The 20,778-nt window shown below is 69.2% G+C and carries 19 protein-coding genes; 11 read left to right on the forward strand and 8 right to left on the reverse strand.

The window, feature by feature from the left end; genetic code table 11:
- The first annotated feature begins 40 nt into the window (after positions 1-40).
- Complete coding sequence (locus tag GPX89_RS30290) at positions 41-286, forward strand: hypothetical protein (RefSeq protein ID WP_157391075.1); 246 nt, start codon at positions 41-43, stop codon at positions 284-286.
- 73 nt (positions 287-359) lie between these two features.
- The gene (locus GPX89_RS30295; RefSeq protein WP_157391076.1) at positions 360-1,307 is read left to right on the forward strand and encodes an ARPP-1 family domain-containing protein; all 948 of its coding nucleotides are present in this window, start codon (positions 360-362) and stop codon (positions 1,305-1,307) included.
- Between the two features lie 147 nt (positions 1,308-1,454).
- Here the strand turns inward: GPX89_RS30295 and GPX89_RS30300 are convergent, their stop codons facing one another.
- Positions 1,455-2,363 (reverse strand): LLM class F420-dependent oxidoreductase, encoded by a 909-nt coding sequence (locus GPX89_RS30300; RefSeq protein ID WP_157391077.1) that lies wholly within the window; start codon positions 2,361-2,363, stop codon positions 1,455-1,457.
- 84 nt (positions 2,364-2,447) lie between these two features.
- Between GPX89_RS30300 and GPX89_RS30305 the strand changes: the two genes are divergently transcribed.
- Positions 2,448-2,882, forward strand: coding sequence for a MarR family winged helix-turn-helix transcriptional regulator (locus tag GPX89_RS30305; protein ID WP_157391078.1), 435 nt, complete (start codon positions 2,448-2,450; stop codon positions 2,880-2,882).
- Positions 2,883-3,046: 164 nt separating this feature from the next.
- Here the strand turns inward: GPX89_RS30305 and GPX89_RS30310 are convergent, their stop codons facing one another.
- From GPX89_RS30310 to GPX89_RS30325, 4 genes are all read right to left on the reverse strand, one after another.
- Positions 3,047-5,119: an MMPL family transporter gene (locus GPX89_RS30310; protein WP_198347660.1), complete on the reverse strand. Its 2,073-nt coding sequence runs from the start codon at positions 5,117-5,119 to the stop codon at positions 3,047-3,049.
- A 2-nt stretch (positions 5,120-5,121) separates the two neighbouring features.
- Entirely contained in the window at positions 5,122-5,502 is a 381-nt protein-coding gene (locus GPX89_RS30315) for a nuclear transport factor 2 family protein (protein WP_157391079.1), read from the reverse strand.
- A gap of 57 nt (positions 5,503-5,559) precedes the next feature.
- On the reverse strand, positions 5,560-9,015 hold the full coding sequence (locus GPX89_RS30320; RefSeq protein WP_198347661.1) for a BTAD domain-containing putative transcriptional regulator: 3,456 nt from the start codon (positions 9,013-9,015) through the stop codon (positions 5,560-5,562).
- Positions 9,016-9,102: 87 nt separating this feature from the next.
- A complete protein-coding gene (locus tag GPX89_RS30325; RefSeq protein ID WP_157391081.1) occupies positions 9,103-9,465 on the reverse strand; it encodes a hypothetical protein in 363 nt (120 codons plus the stop codon).
- Positions 9,466-9,772: 307 nt separating this feature from the next.
- Here GPX89_RS30325 and GPX89_RS30330 point away from each other — a divergent pair, with 307 nt between their 5' ends.
- The 4 genes from GPX89_RS30330 to GPX89_RS30345 all read left to right on the forward strand — a co-directional run bounded on the left by GPX89_RS30330 (position 9,773) and on the right by GPX89_RS30345 (position 14,067).
- Positions 9,773-10,906, forward strand: coding sequence for an LLM class flavin-dependent oxidoreductase (locus tag GPX89_RS30330; protein WP_328602462.1), 1,134 nt, complete (start codon positions 9,773-9,775; stop codon positions 10,904-10,906).
- Positions 10,907-10,914: 8 nt separating this feature from the next.
- Positions 10,915-11,568, forward strand: a complete 654-nt coding sequence (locus tag GPX89_RS30335; protein ID WP_157391083.1) for an FMN reductase — start codon at positions 10,915-10,917, stop codon at positions 11,566-11,568.
- Positions 11,569-11,596: 28 nt separating this feature from the next.
- Positions 11,597-12,559, forward strand: a complete 963-nt coding sequence (locus GPX89_RS30340; protein WP_157391084.1) for a DUF5996 family protein — start codon at positions 11,597-11,599, stop codon at positions 12,557-12,559.
- 134 nt (positions 12,560-12,693) lie between these two features.
- The gene (locus tag GPX89_RS30345) at positions 12,694-14,067 is read left to right on the forward strand and encodes a bifunctional lysylphosphatidylglycerol flippase/synthetase MprF (protein ID WP_157391085.1); all 1,374 of its coding nucleotides are present in this window, start codon (positions 12,694-12,696) and stop codon (positions 14,065-14,067) included.
- A gap of 56 nt (positions 14,068-14,123) precedes the next feature.
- Here the strand turns inward: GPX89_RS30345 and GPX89_RS30350 are convergent, their stop codons facing one another.
- From GPX89_RS30350 to GPX89_RS30360, 3 genes are all read right to left on the reverse strand, one after another.
- On the reverse strand, positions 14,124-14,876 hold the full coding sequence (locus tag GPX89_RS30350; RefSeq protein WP_157391086.1) for an alpha/beta fold hydrolase: 753 nt from the start codon (positions 14,874-14,876) through the stop codon (positions 14,124-14,126).
- A gap of 109 nt (positions 14,877-14,985) precedes the next feature.
- Positions 14,986-15,735 carry an SDR family oxidoreductase gene (locus GPX89_RS30355; protein WP_157391087.1) on the reverse strand — a complete coding sequence of 250 codons (750 nt, stop codon included), beginning with the start codon at positions 15,733-15,735 and terminating at the stop codon, positions 14,986-14,988.
- A gap of 55 nt (positions 15,736-15,790) precedes the next feature.
- Positions 15,791-16,171, reverse strand: coding sequence for a hypothetical protein (locus GPX89_RS30360; RefSeq protein ID WP_328602463.1), 381 nt, complete (start codon positions 16,169-16,171; stop codon positions 15,791-15,793).
- A 186-nt stretch (positions 16,172-16,357) separates the two neighbouring features.
- On the opposite strand from GPX89_RS30360, the gene GPX89_RS30365 reads away from it, so the two are divergent.
- The 4 genes from GPX89_RS30365 (at position 16,358) to GPX89_RS30380 (ending at position 20,757) form a co-directional block, all read left to right on the forward strand.
- Positions 16,358-16,915 (forward strand): sigma-70 family RNA polymerase sigma factor, encoded by a 558-nt coding sequence (locus tag GPX89_RS30365; RefSeq protein ID WP_157391088.1) that lies wholly within the window; start codon positions 16,358-16,360, stop codon positions 16,913-16,915.
- Between the two features lie 74 nt (positions 16,916-16,989).
- Positions 16,990-17,436, forward strand: coding sequence for a QcrA and Rieske domain-containing protein (locus GPX89_RS30370; protein ID WP_157391089.1), 447 nt, complete (start codon positions 16,990-16,992; stop codon positions 17,434-17,436).
- A 338-nt stretch (positions 17,437-17,774) separates the two neighbouring features.
- Complete coding sequence (locus tag GPX89_RS46310; RefSeq protein WP_157391090.1) at positions 17,775-19,394, forward strand: N-acetylmuramoyl-L-alanine amidase; 1,620 nt, start codon at positions 17,775-17,777, stop codon at positions 19,392-19,394.
- A gap of 346 nt (positions 19,395-19,740) precedes the next feature.
- Positions 19,741-20,757, forward strand: coding sequence for an Hsp70 family protein (locus GPX89_RS30380; RefSeq protein ID WP_328602464.1), 1,017 nt, complete (start codon positions 19,741-19,743; stop codon positions 20,755-20,757).
- Positions 20,758-20,778 lie beyond the last annotated feature (21 nt).

Below are 20,778 nucleotides of genomic sequence, written 5' to 3' on the forward strand. Positions count from 1 at the left end.
ACGAAAGTCGTCCCGAACCGCGACTGCGGCGAGTGGCCCTATGACCCGTCTCGACATCACAGGCGATGCCGGTCGTCATGGCTCGGATGGGCCGTGGCTGATCGCGGCGGGTGGCAGACCCGTGCCGTCCGTACCGGCCGCTGCGCCGGAAACCCCTGCGAGCCCGGGCACATCGCCCGGACGCGGTGTCCGGATGCTCGACCTGCTCGAGGCGGTCGTTCATCTCGGCGGGCCGCTCTGGTTCGAGCGCCCTCTGATCACCCAACTCAGCGTGTTGCGCGGATAGGCGAACTCTCGTTTCAAGACGTCCGCCGCGCTCGACGCGGACCTCGGTCCAGCGACCGATCAAGGAGCACATCATGACTCGTCTCGACACTCTCGTCCGCGCACCGGTCGACCTGGCCGGCTACCGGCTGGGCGCACCGCAGGTCGCGGGTGCGCTCACCATGGTTCCGATCCACGGTCCCGAGCGGCCCGGCATCGTGCCGCCGCGCTCCGGGCTGAAGCTGAATCGCGTGGTGGGATACGGCAGTGTGGAGCTGCACAATGGCGCGCCCTCCGGGGTCGCCATCGTGCCGCTGCACATCGGCTACATCCAGGAGGGTGCGCAGAATCACGCGCTGTGCTCGGCCGCGCTGCTCGGTGCGGGGGAGACGCGGGTGTTCGAGGACGCCTGCTGCGTGCAGGCCGCCCAGGGCGGCTACCTGCAGGGGCGGGACCAGTGGTTCTTCGTGCTGCCGGTGGAGCTGCGCGCCAAGGCTCTGGCCCTGCGTGGCCAGCCGGGGTATTCCAAGCTGTGGCAGGACATCTCGGCGGTGAACAGCGGCTACGGCCTGCCCGCCCGCGGCCACCTCGAGCAGATCCTCACCCGCAAGCGCGCGGTCCTCACCCAGTTCCGCAGCCGCCTGGAACTGCTCCCGGCACAGCTGGGCGCCCTGTTCTTCGTCGGCCGGAAGTTCGCGGGCCTCGAAATCGCCCCCGACCCGCGCTACTTCGCCGAAATGTGGATGCCCCTGGTGTGTTTCGCCTACGGCGTCGCCGCCTGGCAGTCCGAGCCCCCGCGCTCGGACCCCGAGCCGTTCGCCGCGACCGACCTCGCCGGTCTGCGATCCGAACTGACCCGAAGCCGCGACCACCACACCGAGGACCTGGCGTCCTGGATGCCCACCGACACCGAGATGTACACCATCGAAGACGACCGCTACCTCGACCTGCGCCTGCAAACCCTCACCGGCACCCAGGTGGCGGGCCAAGTGGTCACCGAACACGACCGCCCGATCTACGCATCCCTCTTCGCGGTCCATTGAACGCCTTGCACAACAACTGAATATCGAATCGAATAGTGAGCACGGGAACTGAGCCGGGCACGGCGGGATCCACCTTGATCCCAAATCAAGCAGAATCGCCCTGAAGCGAAAAACGCCCCGCCATCGCGTCGGCCGCCTGTCCCGTTCTTACTCTCCGATTTTCGTGAGCAATTCGGTGGCGTCGGCGAGCGAGGCTTTGTCCCATGCGCCGGGCGGCGTCACGAGGGCATGATCGATGCCGAGTTCGGCGAGTGCCCGCAGGTGGTCCGCGACGGGTTCGATGCCGTTGCTGAAATCGACCGTGGTGACCACTGTCTTCTCGATCTCGGCCGGGTCTCGCCCGAGGTCCTCGCAATGACCGCGCAGCACCTCGAGCTTGTGGGTGAGGTTGTCCGCGAAACCGCTGCCCGGTAGATCGAAGAGGTTGCAGGCGTCGGCGTATCGGGCGACGAGGCGGAGGGTTTTCTTTTCGCCGCTGCCGCCGATCAGGATCGGGGGATGGGGGCGGCGGACCGAGTTCGGCGAGTTCAACGGCCGGGACAGGTTGTAATGCTTGCCGTGGAAGGGGGTTTCGTCGCCGGACCACATCTGGTGGGCGATCTGCAGGGTTTCCTCCAGGAGCTGGAAGCGTTCGGCGAGGCGGGGGAAGGGGATGCCCAGGCCCTCCGCCTCGAAGGTGGTTTCGGGTCCCATCTGCGGCGGGTCGAAGGGGGCGCCGGCGCCGATGCCGAAATACATGCGGCCGCCGCTGAGGACGTCGAGTGTGGTGACGGTCTTGATCAGTACGCCGGGGTGACGGTAGGAGACCGAGCCGACGAGTGCGCCGAGCATGATCCTGTTCGTGATGCCAGCCAGGAAGCCCAGGGTCGAATATGCCTCGGGCATGGGGGATTCCGTGGGAGCGCCCGAAATCCTGATCTGGAAGAAGTGATCCATCACCCACAGGCTGTGGAAGCCGGCGGTGTCGGCCGTGCGGGCGATGTCCTCGATGGTGGGTCCGAGCTGGTCCGCGGGGATGGGCCAGGAGAAGTTGGTGAGTCCGATTCCGATCTTCATCGGTGCCTCCGAAAAGTCGTTAGCTGCGCAACGATCGTATCGTTGCGCAGCTAACGATTGTCAACCCCTTACGCTGTTCTCGTTATGTCCAATCCTGCCGACCACGACTTCCAGACCGCCTTCTGGGCGGCCAAGCACGCCCTCGCCGCCGCGAACGCCGCCGCCTTCGCCCGCCACGGCATTCACGAGGGCCAGCAGTTCGTGCTGCGCCAGCTCTGGACCGAGGACGGCCTCACCCCGGGCGAGATCTCCCGCCGGCTGGGCCTGGCCACCTCGACGATCACCCGCGCCGCCACCCGGATGGAGGCCGCCGGTGTGGTCCGCCGCGAACCCCACCCCACCGACCGCCGCCTGGTCCGCCTGCGCCTGACCGACCGCGGCCGGGCCCTCGAGGAACTCGTCGAGGCCGACACGGCCGCCATCGCCGAGCGTGCCCTCTCGACCGTGCCACCCGAGGAGCGCGCCTCCTTCGTCCGTGTTTTGCGTGAAGTGAAGCGGAATCTCGACGCAGGCCAGTAGCCGGGTAAATCGGTTGCGCGACAACGGGGTAGGGGATTGAATGGTGAGTACGGGAACTGGGTCGGGCTCGGCGGGATTCACCTTCATTCCAGATGAATTGCTGAATCGTCCACCATTTTCGGGCGAGGATTGACCCGCCATCGCGCCGGCCACCTGTCCCGTACCTACGTCGGAATGCCCGGTGAGACGAGCTCTCGCCGGGCATTCTCCTTTTCCGACGGGCGGCGAGGCCACCACAGGCGGTCGCCCAGATCCCTCGCCAGTGCCGGGACCAGGATCGTGCGGACCACGAAGGTGTCCAGGAGAACGCCGAACGCCACGGTGAAACCGATTTCCGCGGCGAAAACCAGCGGGAGCGTGAGCAGGGCGGCGAAGGTCCCGGCCAGAACCACGCCGGCGGCGGTGATCGTGCCGCTGGTGGCGCGGGTGGCGATCAGGGTGGCGGTGGGGGTGTCATGATGCGCGGACTCCTCTCGGATGCGGGCCATCAGGAAGATGGAATAGTCGATGCCCAGGCTGACCAGGAAGACGAAGGCCCACAACGGGAATGCCGCGTCCGCACCGGCGAAGCCGAAGATCTTGTCGAAGACGAACGCGCTGACGCCGAGCGCCGCGGCCAGCGAGAGCACGACCGTCACCAGAACCAGCGCCGGTGCGACCAATGCTCGCAGCAAGGCCGCCATGATGAGGAACACGACCGACAACACCAGCGGCACAACAAGATTGCGGTCGTGGCGCGAGGAGTGCAGGGTGTCCGCCGCCACCGCGCTGCTGCCGCCGACCATGGCGCCGGGCACCGCGTGGACGGCCGTGCGGAGCCGCTCCACCGTCGCGAACGCCGCATCGCTGCCGGTGACATCGGCCGACGTGGCCTCCAGATAGGCCAGGCCACCGGATTGCACCGGCGTCGAAACCGACACCACGCCCGGCACTGCCGCGGCGAGCGCCCGCAGGTGATCGGACTCGGCGGCCGGTCCGACGATCTGCAGAGGGTCACCGGAACCACCCGGGAAGTGCCGCAGCAGTACCTGCTCGCCGACCACCGCGTCCGGCCGGGTTCGGAACGTGTCCTGCGCCTGCAAGCCGGACGCGTGCAGGCCGAACAACCCCAGCCCGAGCACCGCCAGGGCAGCCGCGGTGACCTGCCACACCCGGCGCGGACGGGAAGCCGTCAGGCGTTCGAGGATGCGACCCCACCGCCCACCGCGCGGTTCGGCATCGCCGAAAGACGGTGCGGCGGGCCAGAATATCCAGCGGCCGCACAGCACCAGCAGCGCCGGATACAGCGTGGTGAGCACGGCGAAGCTGATGATCACGCCGGTCGCCATGACCGGCCCCAGGCTCTTGGTCGAGTTCAGGTCGGCGACCACCAGGCACAGCAGGCTCAGCGCGACCGTGATCGCGCTGGCGGCGATGGTCGGTCCGGCCCGGCGGATCGCGGTGGCCATCGACTCGTACCGGTCCTCCCGGCGACGCAACTCCTCCCGATAGCGGGCGGTCAGCAAGAGCGCGTAGTCGGTGCCCGCGCCGAAAACCAGGACGGTGAGCAGGAATTCGGTGTCGCTGTTCACGGTCAGTCCCGCATGCGCGGCCAGCAGATAGATCAGGCCCTGCGCCACCGTCAGCGCCACGCCCACGCACAGCAACGGCAACAGCCACAGCACCGGACTGCGGTAGGTGACCAGCAGAATCACCACGACGATCGCGATGGTCACGTACAGCAGCGTCGAATTCACCCCCGAGAACGCATCGGCCGAATCCGCGCCGTAGCCCCCCGGTCCGGTGACGTGCACGCTCATCCCCGAGTCGGCGGCGATCGCGCGCACCGCCTTCACCGGCGACAGCGTGTCCAGGATTCCCTTGGCCCCCACGGTGATCGGCACGACCACCTGGATCGCCTTGCCGTCCTCGGACACGATCGGTCCCTCGACCGTGCCGTGGACCGCCGGCAGCGCGGTGAACCGGCCGACATCACCGGCTACCCGGGCGCGATCGGCCGCGTCCAGCACCGCGCCGCCCCGGTCGTACACGACCACCGCCGGATACACATCCGTGCCGGTGAACTTCCCGGCCAACTCCGAAACCTTCGTCGACTCGGCGCTTTTCGGCAGCCACGTGGTCGCGTCGTTCTTCTGGGCCGAACCCAGCTTGCCCGCCAGCCCCGCGGTGGCGACGACGGCCACCACCCAGCAGGCGATGACGACCCACCCGATTCGCCGTGACAGTCTGATACGCACGGCTATTCGCCCTCGACCGGGACGGAACGGGTGAGCTGATCGACCTCCGCGATCCGGCCGTCGGCGGCCAGCCGCCCGATCATGCAGATCTCGGTCGCGGTCGGGCCGGTCGTGCGCAGTGTGGCATAGAGCGTGTAGTGCGCGGCGAAGGTGTCGTTCGAGAGCAATGCCCGATGCACCTCGACGCGAACGGATTCCGCGTTCTTGCGCGCCGGACGCGCATGGGCCACCAGGGCGCGTCGATCGAAGCGGTACCCGTCATTGCGGAAGTCGATATCGGGGGTGAACCAGCGGTCGACGAGCACACCCGGCTCGTCGTCGCCGAAGGCCATCTGATGGGGATAGACGGTCAGATACTCGTGCAGATCGGATTCGTTTCGCATGGGCCCACACTGCGGGCCCACGCTCACACCGAACTCACATCACGCTCATACGGCGGCTCACACGCCCGGGCGCGGGGCGTTCTCCCGCACCGCCGACAGGCAGGTCTCGATCGCGGCGATGGCCTCCGTCCGGCTCAGCGCCCGGCCCTGCTCGTAGGCCGCGACCGCCGCCCCGGCTCCGATCGCCGCGTCCAATTCCGTTCGGAGCGACACGATGTCGGGGTAGCGGGCATCGGGCGCACCGCGCAGGGCGTGACCCGCTCCCAGCACCCGCGCCGCCTCCGTCGCGAGCCCGGCCGCCAGGCAGGTCCGCGCCACCCCGACGCTGACCTCGGCGACCATCGGCGTGTCCCGGATCGCCACCGCGTTCGCCCACGCGTCGGCGCAGTGCGCGGCCGCGGCGGCGACCCGCCCTTCCCCAGCGCGCAGCAAACCCATCCGCAGCCCGAACATGGTGCGATAGGACCGATCGTCACCCAGGCCGCGGTTCAGCTCGTCCGCCGCGATCCGCAAGCATCGCGCCGACTCGGCCGCGTCGGCGTCGAACCGCGCGATATCCGCCGCCAGCAACCGCACCATCACCGTGTCCCCGGCCGACAACGGCCCGGCCAGCAGCGCCCCCAGCTCCGCCCGCGCGGTCTCCACCGCTCCGGAATGCAACCGCACCATGACCAGCCAAACCCGCAGCGCGACACCATCACCCAACTCCTCGACCGCTGTCAGCGCCGCCGCCATCGCCTCCGTAGCCCCGTCGAAATCCCCGAGTGTCGCCCGCGCGAACGCCAGAAACGTCAGGGCCGTCGAAAAACCCCACCGCTCCCCGGCCGCTTCGAAACACGCCGCGGCCGTCCGCAGATCCCCATCCATCTCGGCCACCCCGCTCGCATTGGCGTGCAGGAACGACCGCACCAGCCAGAACATCCCCCGCGTCCACGCATCCCCGTGCTCGAGCCACGATCCCACCACCTCGAGCCCGGCCCCGGTTCGTTCGTCAGCCAATTCGACCAGCGCCCAGGCCAACTCGGCAGCCCCATCCCCAGCCGGTCCCGCCGCGCCCGTGCCGCCGACCACGTTCCGGTCGAGGGAGCCGTCCTCCTGGCGGACGTTGTTCCCGGAATCGGTCGCCTCATCCCCGGTCGCATCGGTCGCGGCCAACGCGATGTCGCTCGCCGGAGGGTGACCCGCGCGCTCACGCGGGATCGTGTGCACGGCGCCGGAAACCGGTGCGTCAAATGCGCCGGTGAAATCGTCCTGTTCCGAGTGGGTTTCGAGAGTGGTCGAAGGGCGGGGGCGGTCGGCGCCTGTCCAGCGGTAGATGTCTTCGGTGGCGGCGGTGAGTTCGGTCGCTTGGGCCGCGAGCATGGAATGCAGGGCGAAGGCGGCCGCCAGCGGGGGATGGGGGTGGTCGGTCGGAAGGCCGAGGACCGGGCGGAGCAGGCGGACTGCGTCGGCATGAGCGCCGTGCAGGGCCCAATACATGCCGAGGGCGGAGCCCAGGCGGGCGGCGGTGTCGGCGTCGCCGGATTCGTATGAGAAGCGCAGGGCGGCAAGGAAGTTGTCGCGATCGGCGTCGAGGCGGCGCAGCCATGGGAGTTGGTCGCGCCCGCGCAGCTGCGGTAATGCCCGCTCGGCGAGATCGAGAAACCATGTGGCATGGGCGGCGCGGATGACGTCGAGTTCGCCTCGGTCCGTGAGCTTTTCGAGGCCGTATTCGCGAATGGATTCGAGCATGCGGTAGCGCGGCGCGGGCGATCCGGGATCGGCGGGATCGACCGTGGCATCCTCCAGTAGCTGAAGCAGTGACTTGTCCAGGAGTGCTTCCAGCTCGTCGGCGGGCACGCCCAGCGCCTCGGCCGCGGGCTGGTCGAACGGTGCCGAGAAGACGCCCAGCCGGGCCAGCCCGGCACGCTCGTGCTCGGTGAGAAGCTCCCAGTCCCAATCCAAGACGGCGCGCAGGGCGCGATGGCGGGGGAGTGCGGTGCGGCTGCCGCCCGCGAGGACGGCGAATCGATCGCCGAGCCGGGCGCGCAGCGTGGCCGCCGGCATGACGCGCAGCTTCGCGGCGGCGAGCTCCAATGCCAAGGGCAGACCGTCGAGGTGTCGGCAGATGACGGCGATCGTCTCGAGGTCCGCCTCGGACATGGGGAGGTCGGCGCGGATGGCCAGCGCACGATCGAGGAACAGCCGCACCGCCGGATAGTCCGCGACATTCGAGGCAGCGGGCGGCGGAACCGGCAGCGGCGTTGTCTCCCACAGCGTTTCCCCGGTGATGCCGAGAGACTGGCGACTCGTGGCCAGAATGCGAAGCCCCGGCACCCGCCCGAGCAGATCCTGGGTGAAGCTCGCCACCCCGGCGATGAGGTGCTCGCAGTTGTCCAGTACCAGCAGTGTCGGGGCGGTCGGCAGGGCCTCCGCCAGCAGCCCGACCGGATCGATCCCCAGCGGCTCGTGGGTCCGCGACATCACCACGCCCAGCCCGGCCGCCACCGCCTGCGGCACATCCGACACATCGTCTACCGCCGCCAATTCCGCCACCCCGACCCCACCCGGAAACCGCCCGCTCACCTCCCCGGCGATGGCGACGGCCAGCCGAGTCTTCCCCGCCCCGCCCGGTCCCACCAACGTCACCAGCCGCGCCCGCTCCAGGCGCGCACCCACTTCGGCCCGTTCGCGCTCCCTCCCGACGAAACTCGTCAGCGGGGACCGCAGCCGCACCCTCGAATCCGGCGGCGGGGCGGGTGTCGCCGCGGTCGAACCGGGCTCGGCGCGCTGGAGTGGGGTCTCGCCGCGGAGGATATGGAGGTGCAGGTCGAGGAGTTCCCGGCCCGGGTCGGTGCCCAGTTCGGTAGCCAGGTGAGTGCGGTAGCGGTCGAAGGCCGTCAGCGCCTCGGCGGTGCGGTGGGCGTCGTGGAGGGCGCGAATGTGGAGCAGACGCAGGCGCTCCCGGAACGGACTGGCCGCGATCAGGTCCTCGAGTTCGGCGATCAGGAGCGAATCGTCCGGGCGGGCGGCCAGTTCGGCGGCTATCGCGGATTCGGCGGCGGTGATTCTGAGCTCCTCGTAGCGCGTGGCCGCCGCGGCGGCGAACGGGAGTTCCGCGAGATCGGCGAGCGCGGGCCCGCGCCAGAGCGCGAGTCCCTCGCGCAGTTGGTGGATCGCGCGTGCCGGGTCATCGCGGCGCAGGCTCAGCAGTCCGCCGCGCACCAGCTCCTCGAAGTGGTGGGTGTCGACGGCGAGGCCGGAGATCTCCAGCCGGTATCCGCCGTCGCCCGAGCGGATCACCGCATCGGCGGGCAGGGCGCGCCGCAGCCGGGAAACCAGCTCCTGCAGTGCGTGTTCGGGCCGTTTCGGGGGCCGGTCCGGCCATACCGCCTCACCCAGCGCGCCGACGCTCACCGTGCGCCCCGGATCGAGGGCGAGGCGGATCAGCAGTGCGCGCAGGCGCGTTCCGGCGACCGTCACCGGCCCGTCGTCGGCCATCACTTCCAATGGCCCCAGGATCGCGATGCGCACACCGTGAGTCTGACACGCCGCCGGCGCCCACCTCCCCATCCCGCTCGACCCCCCGAGCGGGATGGGGAGGTGGGCGCCGAACGGAGTTCAGCGCGTGGAGGACACCAGGCGGTTTCGCTGGCGGGTCTCGTCCTCGGCGCAGGCGGTGGCCAGCGCGCGGCGGCGGCTGGTGCGGACCGCCGCGCTGAAGAGTTGGTATTCCGCGGAGGGCACGCAGACCTCGCGGTAGGGATGTCGGGGAACCACGCGCCTCTGCGGGCCCGGAATGACGACGCCGCGGCGCGAGCCGGGGCCGTTCTCCTGGGCGCGCACCCACTTGCGCATGGTGTGGGAATCGATACTGGGCAGGTATTCCACCGCACGATCCCATTCCAGGCCCTCCACCTGCATAGGATCGGCGACCGCGGTGACGACAACGGCGTATGCCGTACCGACGGTGTTGTCCGCCATTGGATCTACCCCCTGTCCATGCTCGAGATCTCCGGCGTTGCGCGGGGAATGTTCAGGATACGTCGAAAGATCTTGCACTACTGAGTGTTTCGCTGTACCCGCAGGTAATTTGCGGGTACTCCGCAGTATCCGGAGCTCCGAACCGGGCAGGTGCGGCCGGAATTCGGGACCCGTGACCGGGGTTGCCCGAAGGGGGCGGGAGTGGTGCGAATCACGCTCCCGGCGAGCCTCGGAATAGGCCCGTGACCCCGTATGTTCATGTGGTTGCCATATCCACCAAATGGTGGAAGCGACCCGAGGAGGACCCGTGCAGTTCGGACTGTTCAGCGTCGGTGACGTCACCATGGACCCCACCACCGGCCAGACCCCCACCGAGGCCGAGCGCATTCAGGCCATGGTCGCGATCGCTCTGAAGGCCGAAGAGGTCGGCCTCGACGTCTTCGCCACCGGCGAGCACCACAACCCGCCCTTCGTGCCGTCCTCGCCGACCACCATGCTCGGCTACATCGCGGCGAAGACCGAACGCCTGCAGCTGTCCACCGCGACCACCCTCATCACCACCAACGACCCGGTCAAGATCGCCGAGGACTTCGCCATGCTGCAACACCTGGCCGGCGGCCGGGTGGACCTCATGATGGGCCGCGGCAACACCGGACCCGTCTACCCCTGGTTCGGCAAGGACATTCGCGACGGCATCCCGCTCGCGATCGAGAACTACCACCTGCTGCGCAAGCTGTGGCGCGAACAGCGCGTCAACTGGGAGGGCAAGTTCCGAACCCCGTTGCAGGGCTTCACCGCAACGCCCGCCCCGCTCGACGGCACCCCGCCGTTCGTGTGGCACGGCTCCATCCGTTCGGCCGAAATCGCCGAGCAGGCCGCGTATTACGGTGACGGCTTCTTCCACAACAACATCTTCTGGGATCAGCAGCACACCAAGCAGATGGTGACCCTGTACCGCCGCCGCTTCGAGCACTACGGCCACGGCGCGGCCGAACAGGCCATCGTCGGACTCGGCGGCCAGGTGTTCATGGCCGAGACCGAGGCAGAGGCCAAGAAGATCTTCCGCCCCTACTTCGACAACGCGCCCGTCTACGGACACGGCCCGTCCATGGAGGACTTCACCGAGCTGACCCCGCTGACCGTCGGCACTCCCGAGCAGGTCATCGAACGCACCCTGGGCTTCGCCGACAATGTCGGCGACTACCAGCGCCAGCTGTTCCTGATGGACCACGCCGGCCTGCCGCTGAACATGGTGCTCGAGCAGATCGAGATCCTCGGCAAGGAGGTTGTCCCGGTGCTGCGCAAGGAATTCGAGGCCCGCCGCCCCGCCGACGTGCCCAGCGACCCGCCCACCCACGCGAGCCTGGTCGCCGCCGGGCCCGACGCCCCGCACCACCTGGTCGAGCCCGCCCGCGAGCGCGCGCTCGCCGAAAAGAATTGAGGACGAGCATGAGTCGCAAACTGGTAGTGCTGACCGCCGGGCTGTCGCAGCCCTCGTCCACCCGGCTGCTCGCCGACCAGCTCGCCGCCGCGGTCACCGCGGCGGTGGGCGGGCGCGGGGAGAGCCTCGAGGTCGAGGTGATCGAACTGCGGGAACTGGCAAGCGATCTCGCCACCACCATGACCACCGGGCTACCCACCCCCGCGGTGGCCGCGGCCCGGCAAAAGGTCTCCGACGCGGACGGCCTGATCGCGGTGACGCCGGTCTTCACGGCGAGCTACAGCGGCCTGTTCAAGATGTTCATCGACGTCCTGGACACCGACGCGCTCAATGGCATGCCGGTCCTCATCGCCGCCACCGCGGGCACCGCCCGGCACTCCATGGTCCTCGACTTCGCCATGCGCCCGCTGTTCAGCTACCTGCGGGCAGTGGTCGTGCCGACCGGCGTCTTCGCCGCCACCGAGGACTTCGGATCCAGCGGGCTCGCCGAGCGCGTCCACCGCGCGGCGTCGGAGCTGGCCCAGCTGGTGGTCGCCGAGCAGACCGGCGTGCAGGGCTTCCTGCAGGACGAGCCCATCCGGCACCGCACCTCGGGCAACGGCGTCGGCGCGGTGCGTCCCTTCGCCGAACTGCTGGCCGGGCACACCGGCGACGGTCGGTAGCCAAACGGTAGCTAGTTAGGATGATCGAATGGCCGAGGAAATACTGCCCGCCATCCCGCTCGACTCCTGGCGGCCCACCAAGGAAACCCTCCACCGCTACGCCCAGATCGTGGGCAAGGTCGCCCTGGCCAAGGGCATCAGGCGCAATCACTGGTGGCACATGACCTACCGGCTCACCGCCCGCGGCTGGACCACCGTGCCGCTCGGCACCGCCGCCGAGGGGCCCGTGTTCACCTGCGCCTTCGACTTCTTCGATCACGTGCTGCGGTTGTCGAACGACCGCGGCACGCAGGAGGAGATCCCCCTGGCCGGGCAGTCGGTGGCGACCTTCTACGTCCAGACCATGAACGGGCTGCGCAATCTCGGCGTCGATGTCACCCTCGCCCACCCCACCCCGTTCGACCTGCCCGACCACGGGCGGCCCTTCGACGAGGACGAGGAACACCGCACCTACGATCCCGCCGCGGCCCAGCGCGCATTCCGCGTGCAGAGCCAGGTCGGCCGCGTCCTGGAACGCTTCAGCGCCACCTACTCCGGCAAGATCTCGCCGGTCCAAGTGTTCTGGCACACCTTCGATCTCGCGGTGCAGCGCTTCTCCGACCGCAAGATCACCATGCCCGACAGCGTGGATCCGGTGACCCGCGAAGCCTATTCACGCGAGGTGATCAGCGCCGGATTCTGGTTCGGCGACGACAAGGTCCCCGCGCCGACCTTCTACTCCTACACCGCACCCGAACCCGCCGGGCTCAGCGATCAACCCCTGCGTCCCGCCTCGGCGAAGTGGGTGAGCTCGGGTTCCGGCCACAGCGCCTATCTGCCCTACGACGACGTCCGCGCCAGCGCCGACCCCGTCGCCGCCGCCCTGGATTTCTTTCAATCCGCTTACGATGCCGGATCGCGTCTCGCGGGCTGGGATGCTGTCGGTCTGGCCTGCCACAATGGCATCACCGACCCGGTGTTGACCTCACCCCGTCTCGGCTGGCCGCGGTAGGACCGCCCGGACCCGCAGGAATAAGGGCGTGCCTCGAATCGGTTCCCGGGCATAGTGTGTCGATGAGGAGACGCGGAGAGTCACCATGGGGAGAGGGCGTGTGAGGCTTTCGCGCGTGGAGGAGAGGGGTCCAGATGCGTGAGGAACGCATACCGAATCCGACGTTGACGGCGTACCGCGAAACGACCTTCACCGCCGGGCCCAACACGCGGGTCGGGCTGATGGGTGCGCTGGTACTGGCCAGCGTCATCCTGGTGTGGGCGGCCGAGCGCGCGTCCAGGGAAGGCGACGACCACGGCTGGTTCGTGGCCGTGTCCTTCGCCGGGCTGTTCGTCGCCCGCGGCCTGTACCTGCGCCGCCCGATCACCCTGCCGCACCTGACCTACGCGGCCATGGCGCTGGTCGTCTCCAACTTCAGCTACCGCACCGACCATCCGGTCGTCGGCTTCGTGTTCCTGGCCGCCAGCGGCGCGATCCTGGTGCTGCCGCAGGGCAGCAAGCCGCAGCCCGAGCAGCTGCCCCGGGTCGCCGAACTGGTGCGCCGCAGCCAGGGGGATCCCTTGGCCCCCTTCGCGCTCCACTCGTCGAAGTCCTACTACTTCAATCCCGACGGCTCCGCGGCGCTGGCCTACCGGGCCCGCCTCGGAATCGCCGTGGTCGCGGGCGATCCCATCGGCGACGCCGACCGGTTCCCCGAATTGCTCACCGAATTCTCGCTTTTCGCGGGCAGCCACGGCTGGAAGGTCGCGATCCTGGGCGCGAGCCCGGAGGTCAGCGCGATCTGGCAGCGCCGCGCCGTCGACCACCGCGGGTTGCGCGCCATCGCCATCGGCCGCGACGTGGTCATCGACGTGGATCATTTCGACCTGGTGGGCCGCAAGTTCCGCAATCTGCGCCAGGCGGTGAGCCGCACCAAGAACTTCGGTGTCACCACCGAGATCGTGCCCGAGGTCGCGCTCACCGAGCCCCAGCGCGAGACGCTGCTGTCCATCGTGGACGAATGGGGCCACGGCCGTCAGACCCGCGGCTTCTCCATGATCCTCGACCACCTGCTGGACGGCCGGCACCCCGGGATGCTGGTGGTCATGTCGCGGTGTGCGGACGGGCATGTGGTCGGCTTCCAGCGCTACGGCATGTCCGGCAACGGCAAGGAGCTCAGCCTGGACGTGCCGTGGCGGCGGCGCGACGCCCCCAACGGGCTGGACGAGCGCATGATCGTCGACCTGGTGGAGTACGCGCGCGAGCACGGCATCAAGCGAATCTCGCTGGCCTTCGCGGCGTTTCCGGAGATCTTCGCCGACAAGCAGCGGTCGCGCACCATGCAGGCGGTGTATGTGGCTGTGCGGGCCGGTGATCCGCTGATCCGGCTGGAATCGCTGTACCGATTCCTGCGTAAGTTCAACGCCTTCAGCGATCAGCGGTACGTGCTGCTGCGCTGGCGTGAGGTGCTGCTGGTGGCTCTCGCCCTGCTGACCCTGGAATTCGTCCCGCACCGCAAGCAGTACTAGGCAACTCTCGTCACTCTCAGGGGTGAACCCCTGAAACCCCGTGTGGGCCCTGGTCGTCACTTCAGGAAGTCGACCAGGGCGGCGGAGAAGCCCGGATCGGCGACCGCGGCGAGATGATCGCCGGGGACCACAACGCATTGCGCGTCCGGCAGGGCGGCGGCGAGACGTTCGGGTTCGGCCGCGAACGGATCGGCGTCGCCCGCCAGCACCAGGGTGGGAATCGTGATGGTGGAGAGGGTTTCGATCGGGGCCTCGTTGATGCCCTGGGCCACGGCGGCAATGGCCTCGCGGTCGGTGCCCAGCGCGTCGGCCAGGATCCGGAACATGCGCGCCTGCGGAACCGCGTCGGTGACGTTGCCGCTCATGGCCGTGACGATGTCCTCGGCATTGATGACACGCCAGTCGATGCCGCCGCAGTCCACCACACCGGACCCGATGCCGCCGATCGCCAGCCGCTCCAGCCGTTCGTCTTCCGCGGCCACCAGCAGCGAGATGATCCCGCCCATCGAATAGCCCACCAGCGCAACCCGATCCAGTGCGAGATGGTCGAACAGCGCGCGCATATCATCGGCCATGAACCGCCACGAATAGCGGGCCGGATCGTGCGGCTTCTCGGAGCGCCCGTGCCCGCGCGCGTCCAGCGAGATGACCTGGTGCCCCGCCCGGCGCAATGCCGCGACCACGCCGACGCTCATCCAATTGGCATTGGTATCGGCCACGATTCCGTGCTGCAGCACCACCGGGACGCCCTCACCCTCCCAGACGGTGTAGTTGAGCTCGAGACCGTCCCAGGTGCTGAACTTCGCCATGGTCGCGATATTAGGCTGCCCCCTCGTCATCCCGGCATGCTTTTGGCCGGGATCCATGGTCGCGGGGTGGATTCCGGCCAAAAGCACGCCGGAATGACGGGGCGGGGCCTCAGCCCATTCGTGCCATGATCGCGCGAGGCAACAGCGGCATCACCAATCCCAATACGCGCCAGGGCCATTCGGGCACCGACGCGCGCACCGCCTCCCGCTCGATGGCGGCCACCATGGAATTGACGCCCTTGTCCAGCGGGACAACCAGTTTGGCGTCCCCGGCCTTGGCCGCCATATCGGTCGCGATGAATCCCGGCTGCACGGTGGTGACCTTGATCCGGGTGCCGCGCAATTCGATGGCCAGCCCCTCGCCCAGCGCCGTCACACCCGCTTTGCTGGCCGCGTAGGCCGCCTTCTTGCCCGGCAGCCCGCGGACCGCGCTCATGGACGAGATGAGCACCAGATGGCCGTGGTCCTGCTGCCGGAAGATGCTCATGGCCGCCTCGGTTTGGGCCAGCGCGCTCACGAAATTCGTTGTGGCGGTGGCCAGATTCGCGTCGGCCCGGCCGGTGCCGATGCGCGCGCCCTTGCCGATCCCGGCGTTGACGATGACCCGGTCCAGGCCGCCGAGTTCCTCGCGCAGTTCCTCGAAGACCTTCGGGATCGCCGCGTGGTCGTCGACGTCGAGCCCGCGCACCGCGATGGTGATGCCCGGGTGCGCGGCCAGCAGTTCGTCCCGCAGCGCCTCGAGATTGGACACGCGCCGCGCGCACAGCGCGAGATCTCGCCCGCGCCGCGCGAACTCGCGGGCCATGCCCGCGCCCAATCCCGAGCTGGCACCGGTGATGAGAATCTTCTGCCTGGTCATGCCGTCACCCTAGCCGCGCCCCGGGTGCGGCTCTGCCGCCCGGAGTCGGGGCGGCTCAGCCCGCCGACCCCGTGTTCGGCTGGGCGGGGGTCAGGTGCCAGGCCCCGCAGTTCACGGTCGAGAACCCGACGTCGGTCGCCTTGATCTCGACCGTGACCGGCTTGGTCCGGACGAAGTCGCTGGCGATGATGTAGTAGTTCGGATCCGGATAGTCCTGCGCGGTCTGGATCTTCCACAGCCGTCGCCAGAAGCAGCCGCCGTTCGCCGGATCCGGTGAACCGTCGCCGATATAGATCCCCGGTTTGATATCCACGTTGACCACATATGTCCCGTCCACAGTGATATCGGTGGCCGGTTCGGCGGCCGCAATTCCGGATGCGGCCATTGTCAGCGCGGAAGCGAAGGCTCCCGCGGCCACGAGCGCGCCTGCACGCACGGTGTTCCTCCCTGAGCAGCTCACTTGGCGCCGCACGGTTCCCGGCGTGCGGCGTTCGGGTGACCCCCGCGTCTCCCGGGGTCGGTGTCTATCAGAAAATTCGGTCTGTTTTCGGGAAATCGCCGGATTTCGGCCGATGCACAATCGGGAGCGATGCCCTTTTGGGCTTCGTAACGATATTCAGGCATGGGAAGTCTTCGCCCGGTCGCGACCGGATGCGCCACGCACTGCGCCCGGCTGTGCACCGACGCGGGCCTGGCGGCGGTGCTGGCCGCCGATCGGGGCCTGCTGTACTGGCGGGCGATGAGCCGCCTCGGCGATCCGGGCCTGGCCGAGCACGCCGTGCAGGAGACCCTGCTGCGGGGCTGGCGCGCCTGCGCCAGCTACGACCCCGCCCGTGGCAGTGTGCGCACCTGGCTGCTCACCATCGAACGCAACGTCCTCACCGACACCGCCCGCTTCCGGGCCGCCCGACCCGGCGACACCAGCTGGGACCAGATCGGCGAACAGACCGAAAACCACTGCGCCCGGCCCGATTTCGTGGAAGATCTGACCAACGGATTGCTGGTCGCCGACCTGCTCGCCCAGCTGCCGGCGGCCCAGCGTGACGCGGTCGTGCAGGTCATCCTGCGCGACCGCGCCTATCAGGACGTCGCCGCGGACCTGGGCATTCCGGTCGGCACCGTCAAGACCCGCGTGCACTACGCGCTGCGCTCCCTGCGCCGATTGCCCCTCAGCGCGTGAACCCGCAGCGCTCCCCGCACGTCGAACTAGAGTGGCCGCCCGGCAACCGGACGGCCCCCGAGCGAGGAGTTCCGATGACCGAGAACCTTTCCGGCTTCCACCTGGACCGACGCACCGCCCTGGCCGCCGGTGCGGTCGCCGCCACCGCGCTGACGGTGGCGGGCTGCAGCAGCGGCTCCAACCAGTCCGCGTCCGCCGCGCCCAACCCGGGCAACGGGAACGCGCAGGCCAAGAAGCAGGACGACGACGAGCTGGCTTACACCAAGGACGTCCCGGTCGGCGGCGGCGTCATCGCCGGCGACACCGTCATCACCCAGCCCACCGCGGGTTCCTTCCAGGGGTTCTCGTCCACCTGTACGCACCTGGGCTGCAAGGTGAACGAGGTGACCAACGGCCTGATCAAGTGCCCGTGCCACGGCAGCAGCTATCACTTGGACGGCACCGTCGCCGGTGGGCCCGCGCCGCGGGCGCTGGATTCGAAGGCGATCCGGGTCGACGGCGACAAGATCGTTTCGGCTTGATCCGCGGGTGACCGCCGGGGCTCGGCGTCGGGGGATGCGCCGAGCTGCCGGGGTGAATGAATTCTCGCGGCGGGTCGCCGCGATTTCTCCGGGCGCGCCATCGCCGTGCCGACCGGCCGGTGCGGGATAGTGGGGCGCGGTGGTCGTTTGCCCATTGCGCTCGACGACGCCCTGAACTGCTATTTCCGGGCTTCTGACCACAAGTAACGGTTCCATCACGAAGGCTTGCCAGACGGTAACTGATGTTGCCAGAGTGCTGTGTGTGCTTAAAGTGAATGGCTGAGTCTGGTGTTACTAGTGGGAAGGGAGGGGCGCTCAGCCCCGAGCGCCGTCCGCTTATGAAGCCAAGCATCACCAAGGCCGGAATCTGCACCGCCGTCACCGCGGCGGCCATCACCACCGTGGCCGGGATCGTCCCGGTCGCCGCCCTGGCCGCGCCCGCGCTGCCCGAGCTGCCCCAGAAACTCGCCGGGAAGACCGTGTTCCTGGACCCGGGCCATCAGGGCCCCAACCACACCCAAGACGTGAACAAGCAGGTCAGTGACGGCCGCGGTGGCACCAAGGCGTGCCAGACCACCGGCATGACCAGCCTGCACGGCATCGCCGAGCACACCATCAACTGGAATGTCGCGGAGCTGGTGCGCACTTCGCTCGAGGGCCTCGGCGCGAAGGTCGTCATGAGCCGCCCGGACGACACCGGCTGGGGTGGCTGCGTCGACGATCGGGCCAAGGCCGCCAGCGCCTCGGGCGCGGACGTCGCGCTCAGCATCCACGCCGACAGCGGTCCCGCCGACGGCCACGGCTTCCACCTCATCGTGCCGCAGCTGCCGGTGCCCGACGCCAAGGTCACCGAGGTGCAGTCCGGGCCCGGGCTGACCGCCACCAAGGCCATGCGCGACGCCTATGTGCAGGGCGGGTATCAGGCCGCCACCTACAACGGGGCGGTCGACGGACTGCAGACCCGCTCCGATATCGCCGGTCCCGCGCTGACCACCGTGCCGGACGTGTTCCTCGAAATGGGCAACGGCGCCAATGTCGAGGACGCCCAGCAGCTGGAGAGCCCCGAGGGGCAGCTCAAGCACGCGGTCACCATCGTCACCGGGATCGCCTCCTATCTGCTCGGCGTGCCGGTGCCCGCCGAGCACGCCGCCGACTCGGGAACGCCACCGGGACAGCAGGTTCCGGCGCAGCCCGCGCAGGTCCAGACGCCGCAGGCCCCCGCCCCGGCGCAAGCCGCCCCGGCCCCGCAGGCACAGTCTCCGCAGGTGCAGCCGCAGGCTCAGGTTCCGGCCCAGTCGGCACCGGTGCCCGCCCAGACTCCGGCGCAACCCGCGCAGGTCCCGGCGCAGCAGCCATCGGCCGCCGCACCGCAGGCGCAGGTCCAGACCCCGCAGATTCCGACTCCGGCGCAGGTGAATCCGGAACGGGCGGGTCAAACGCCGGCCGATAACGGGCTCGGCGTCTTCCAGCAGCTGGCCGACCAGTTCCTCAACTGGGAGCAGTCACAGGCCACCCAGCCGCAGTCCGCGCCGCCCGCCGGGCAAGCCGCCCCGCAGGCCCAGCCGGCCCCGGCCGCACAGCCGCAATCCGCTGCGCCGCAAGCTGTTCCGGCGGCGGTGAAGCCGGTCGCGGACAAGCGCGCCCCGCAGCGCCCCGCTCCGGCACCACAGCCGCAATCCCCGGGCACACCGGGCGGCCAGCAGACTCCGTCCCCGGCCAGCCCCGGTGTACAGGCGAATCCGGGCTCGCAGACGCCGTCCACCGATAAGAACTCCAAGTCCGACGGCCTCGATGTCGACACCATGAGCACCCTGGTCCAAACGGCCATCAAGTTCTTCGGCCCCCTGGCCAAGATGCTGATGGGCAACACCGGAGTCGCTCCGGACCTGATCAACCTGGCCTACAGCGTCGTGTCGGTGTTGAGCTCCAACATGCTGAAGACGCCCACCACCAACTGAGTTCGCGCACCGTCGAAGCCCCCGCTCCGGAACAGTCCGGTGCGGGGGCTTTTTCGTCGTCACCCGTCACATCCGAACCGTTCGGCACCCGCTGTCCCGCAACCGGCGAACGGGCGAAGGCGGGCAAACATTGCGCGACCCGGACGCACGCGGGCGTGTCCGCCCTCGCCTGCCTGGACAGCATGGTTCTGACCGGAAACCGGCGCACGTGCGGACAACCGCGTGTCCGGTGGTTGGCAAGCATCCGGCGCAGGAGTTGCATGAACTCGGGTCGGGTCAGACGGACTGGTGAAACGCTCAGCCCGATTAAGTGCGTGGCAGATCGAGGTGGATGATGGCGTTCGGCGTGGGTTTGTCTATCGGTACGGTCAATACGGTTTGCTCCACGGCGGCCGAACGATCCGGAAAACATCCTCCCGGGCGCAAGGGTTTCGCCGGTCCGCCGACGACGTGGCGCACCACCCTCACCTTCGACAGTTCCGGTACCGCGCGGGTCGGCCGCATTCCCCGGCACGGGCGGGTGATCACCGAATTCGCGGATCTCAGCCAGCGGGGCGCTCCGGTCGCGCGGGTCGGGCACCGGGCGCTCTCGGCCGCGGATCTCGTTGCGACGGTGGCCTACAGCGTGGTCGCGGAGGTGATGGGGGAGCCGCCGGCCGGACGGCTGGCCAACGGGGACGCCGGGGTCGCGGTGACCCATCCGGCCGGTTACTCGGCCAATCTGGTCGCGGATCTGCGGACCGCGCTCGACGGTGTCGGGCTCACCACCGCCACTCTGGTGGCCGAGCCGATCGCCGCCGCCGCCTGGCTGGCGGCCGAACGAGGCCCGCTCACACCGGGTTTGGCGTTGGTCTACGACCTCGGCGGGTCCGGGCTGGACATCACACTGCTGCGGGTGGGCATGGGTGCGCCGAGCAATCCGGTGGTCGGGTTGCCGCTGCACTCGGTCGAATACGGCGGCCGGGCCTTCGGTGACCTGGTGGCGCGCAAGTTGCGGCGCACGGCGGGGTCGCAGGTCGTGCCGCGCGGGCTCTCGGACGCGGATTCGGGGGAGTTGCGCGGCGAGCATATTCGGCGGTCGCTGGGTCTGGTCTACAAATGCCTGCGTATCGCGGACGTGACCATGGCCGATGTGGATCGGATCCTGGTGGTCGGCGGCGCGGCCCGCCCGCCCGAGGTGGCGCAGGTGCTCGCCAAGGAATTGGCGCGGCCGGTGGTGGTGGCCTCGGATCCCGAGCGCACGATCGCCGACGGCGCGGCCATCGCGGCCAGGCAGGCCCTGCTCGATCAGGATTCCGGCGCACATCGCCACCATCCCTTCACGGGCCTGTTCCGGCGTGTCACGAGGGTGGCCGCACTCTGAATCGATCATTTGTCCTGCTAC

This window comes from Nocardia terrae, from assembly GCF_009760405.1.
GTDB lineage: Bacteria > Actinomycetota > Actinomycetes > Mycobacteriales > Mycobacteriaceae > Nocardia > Nocardia terrae.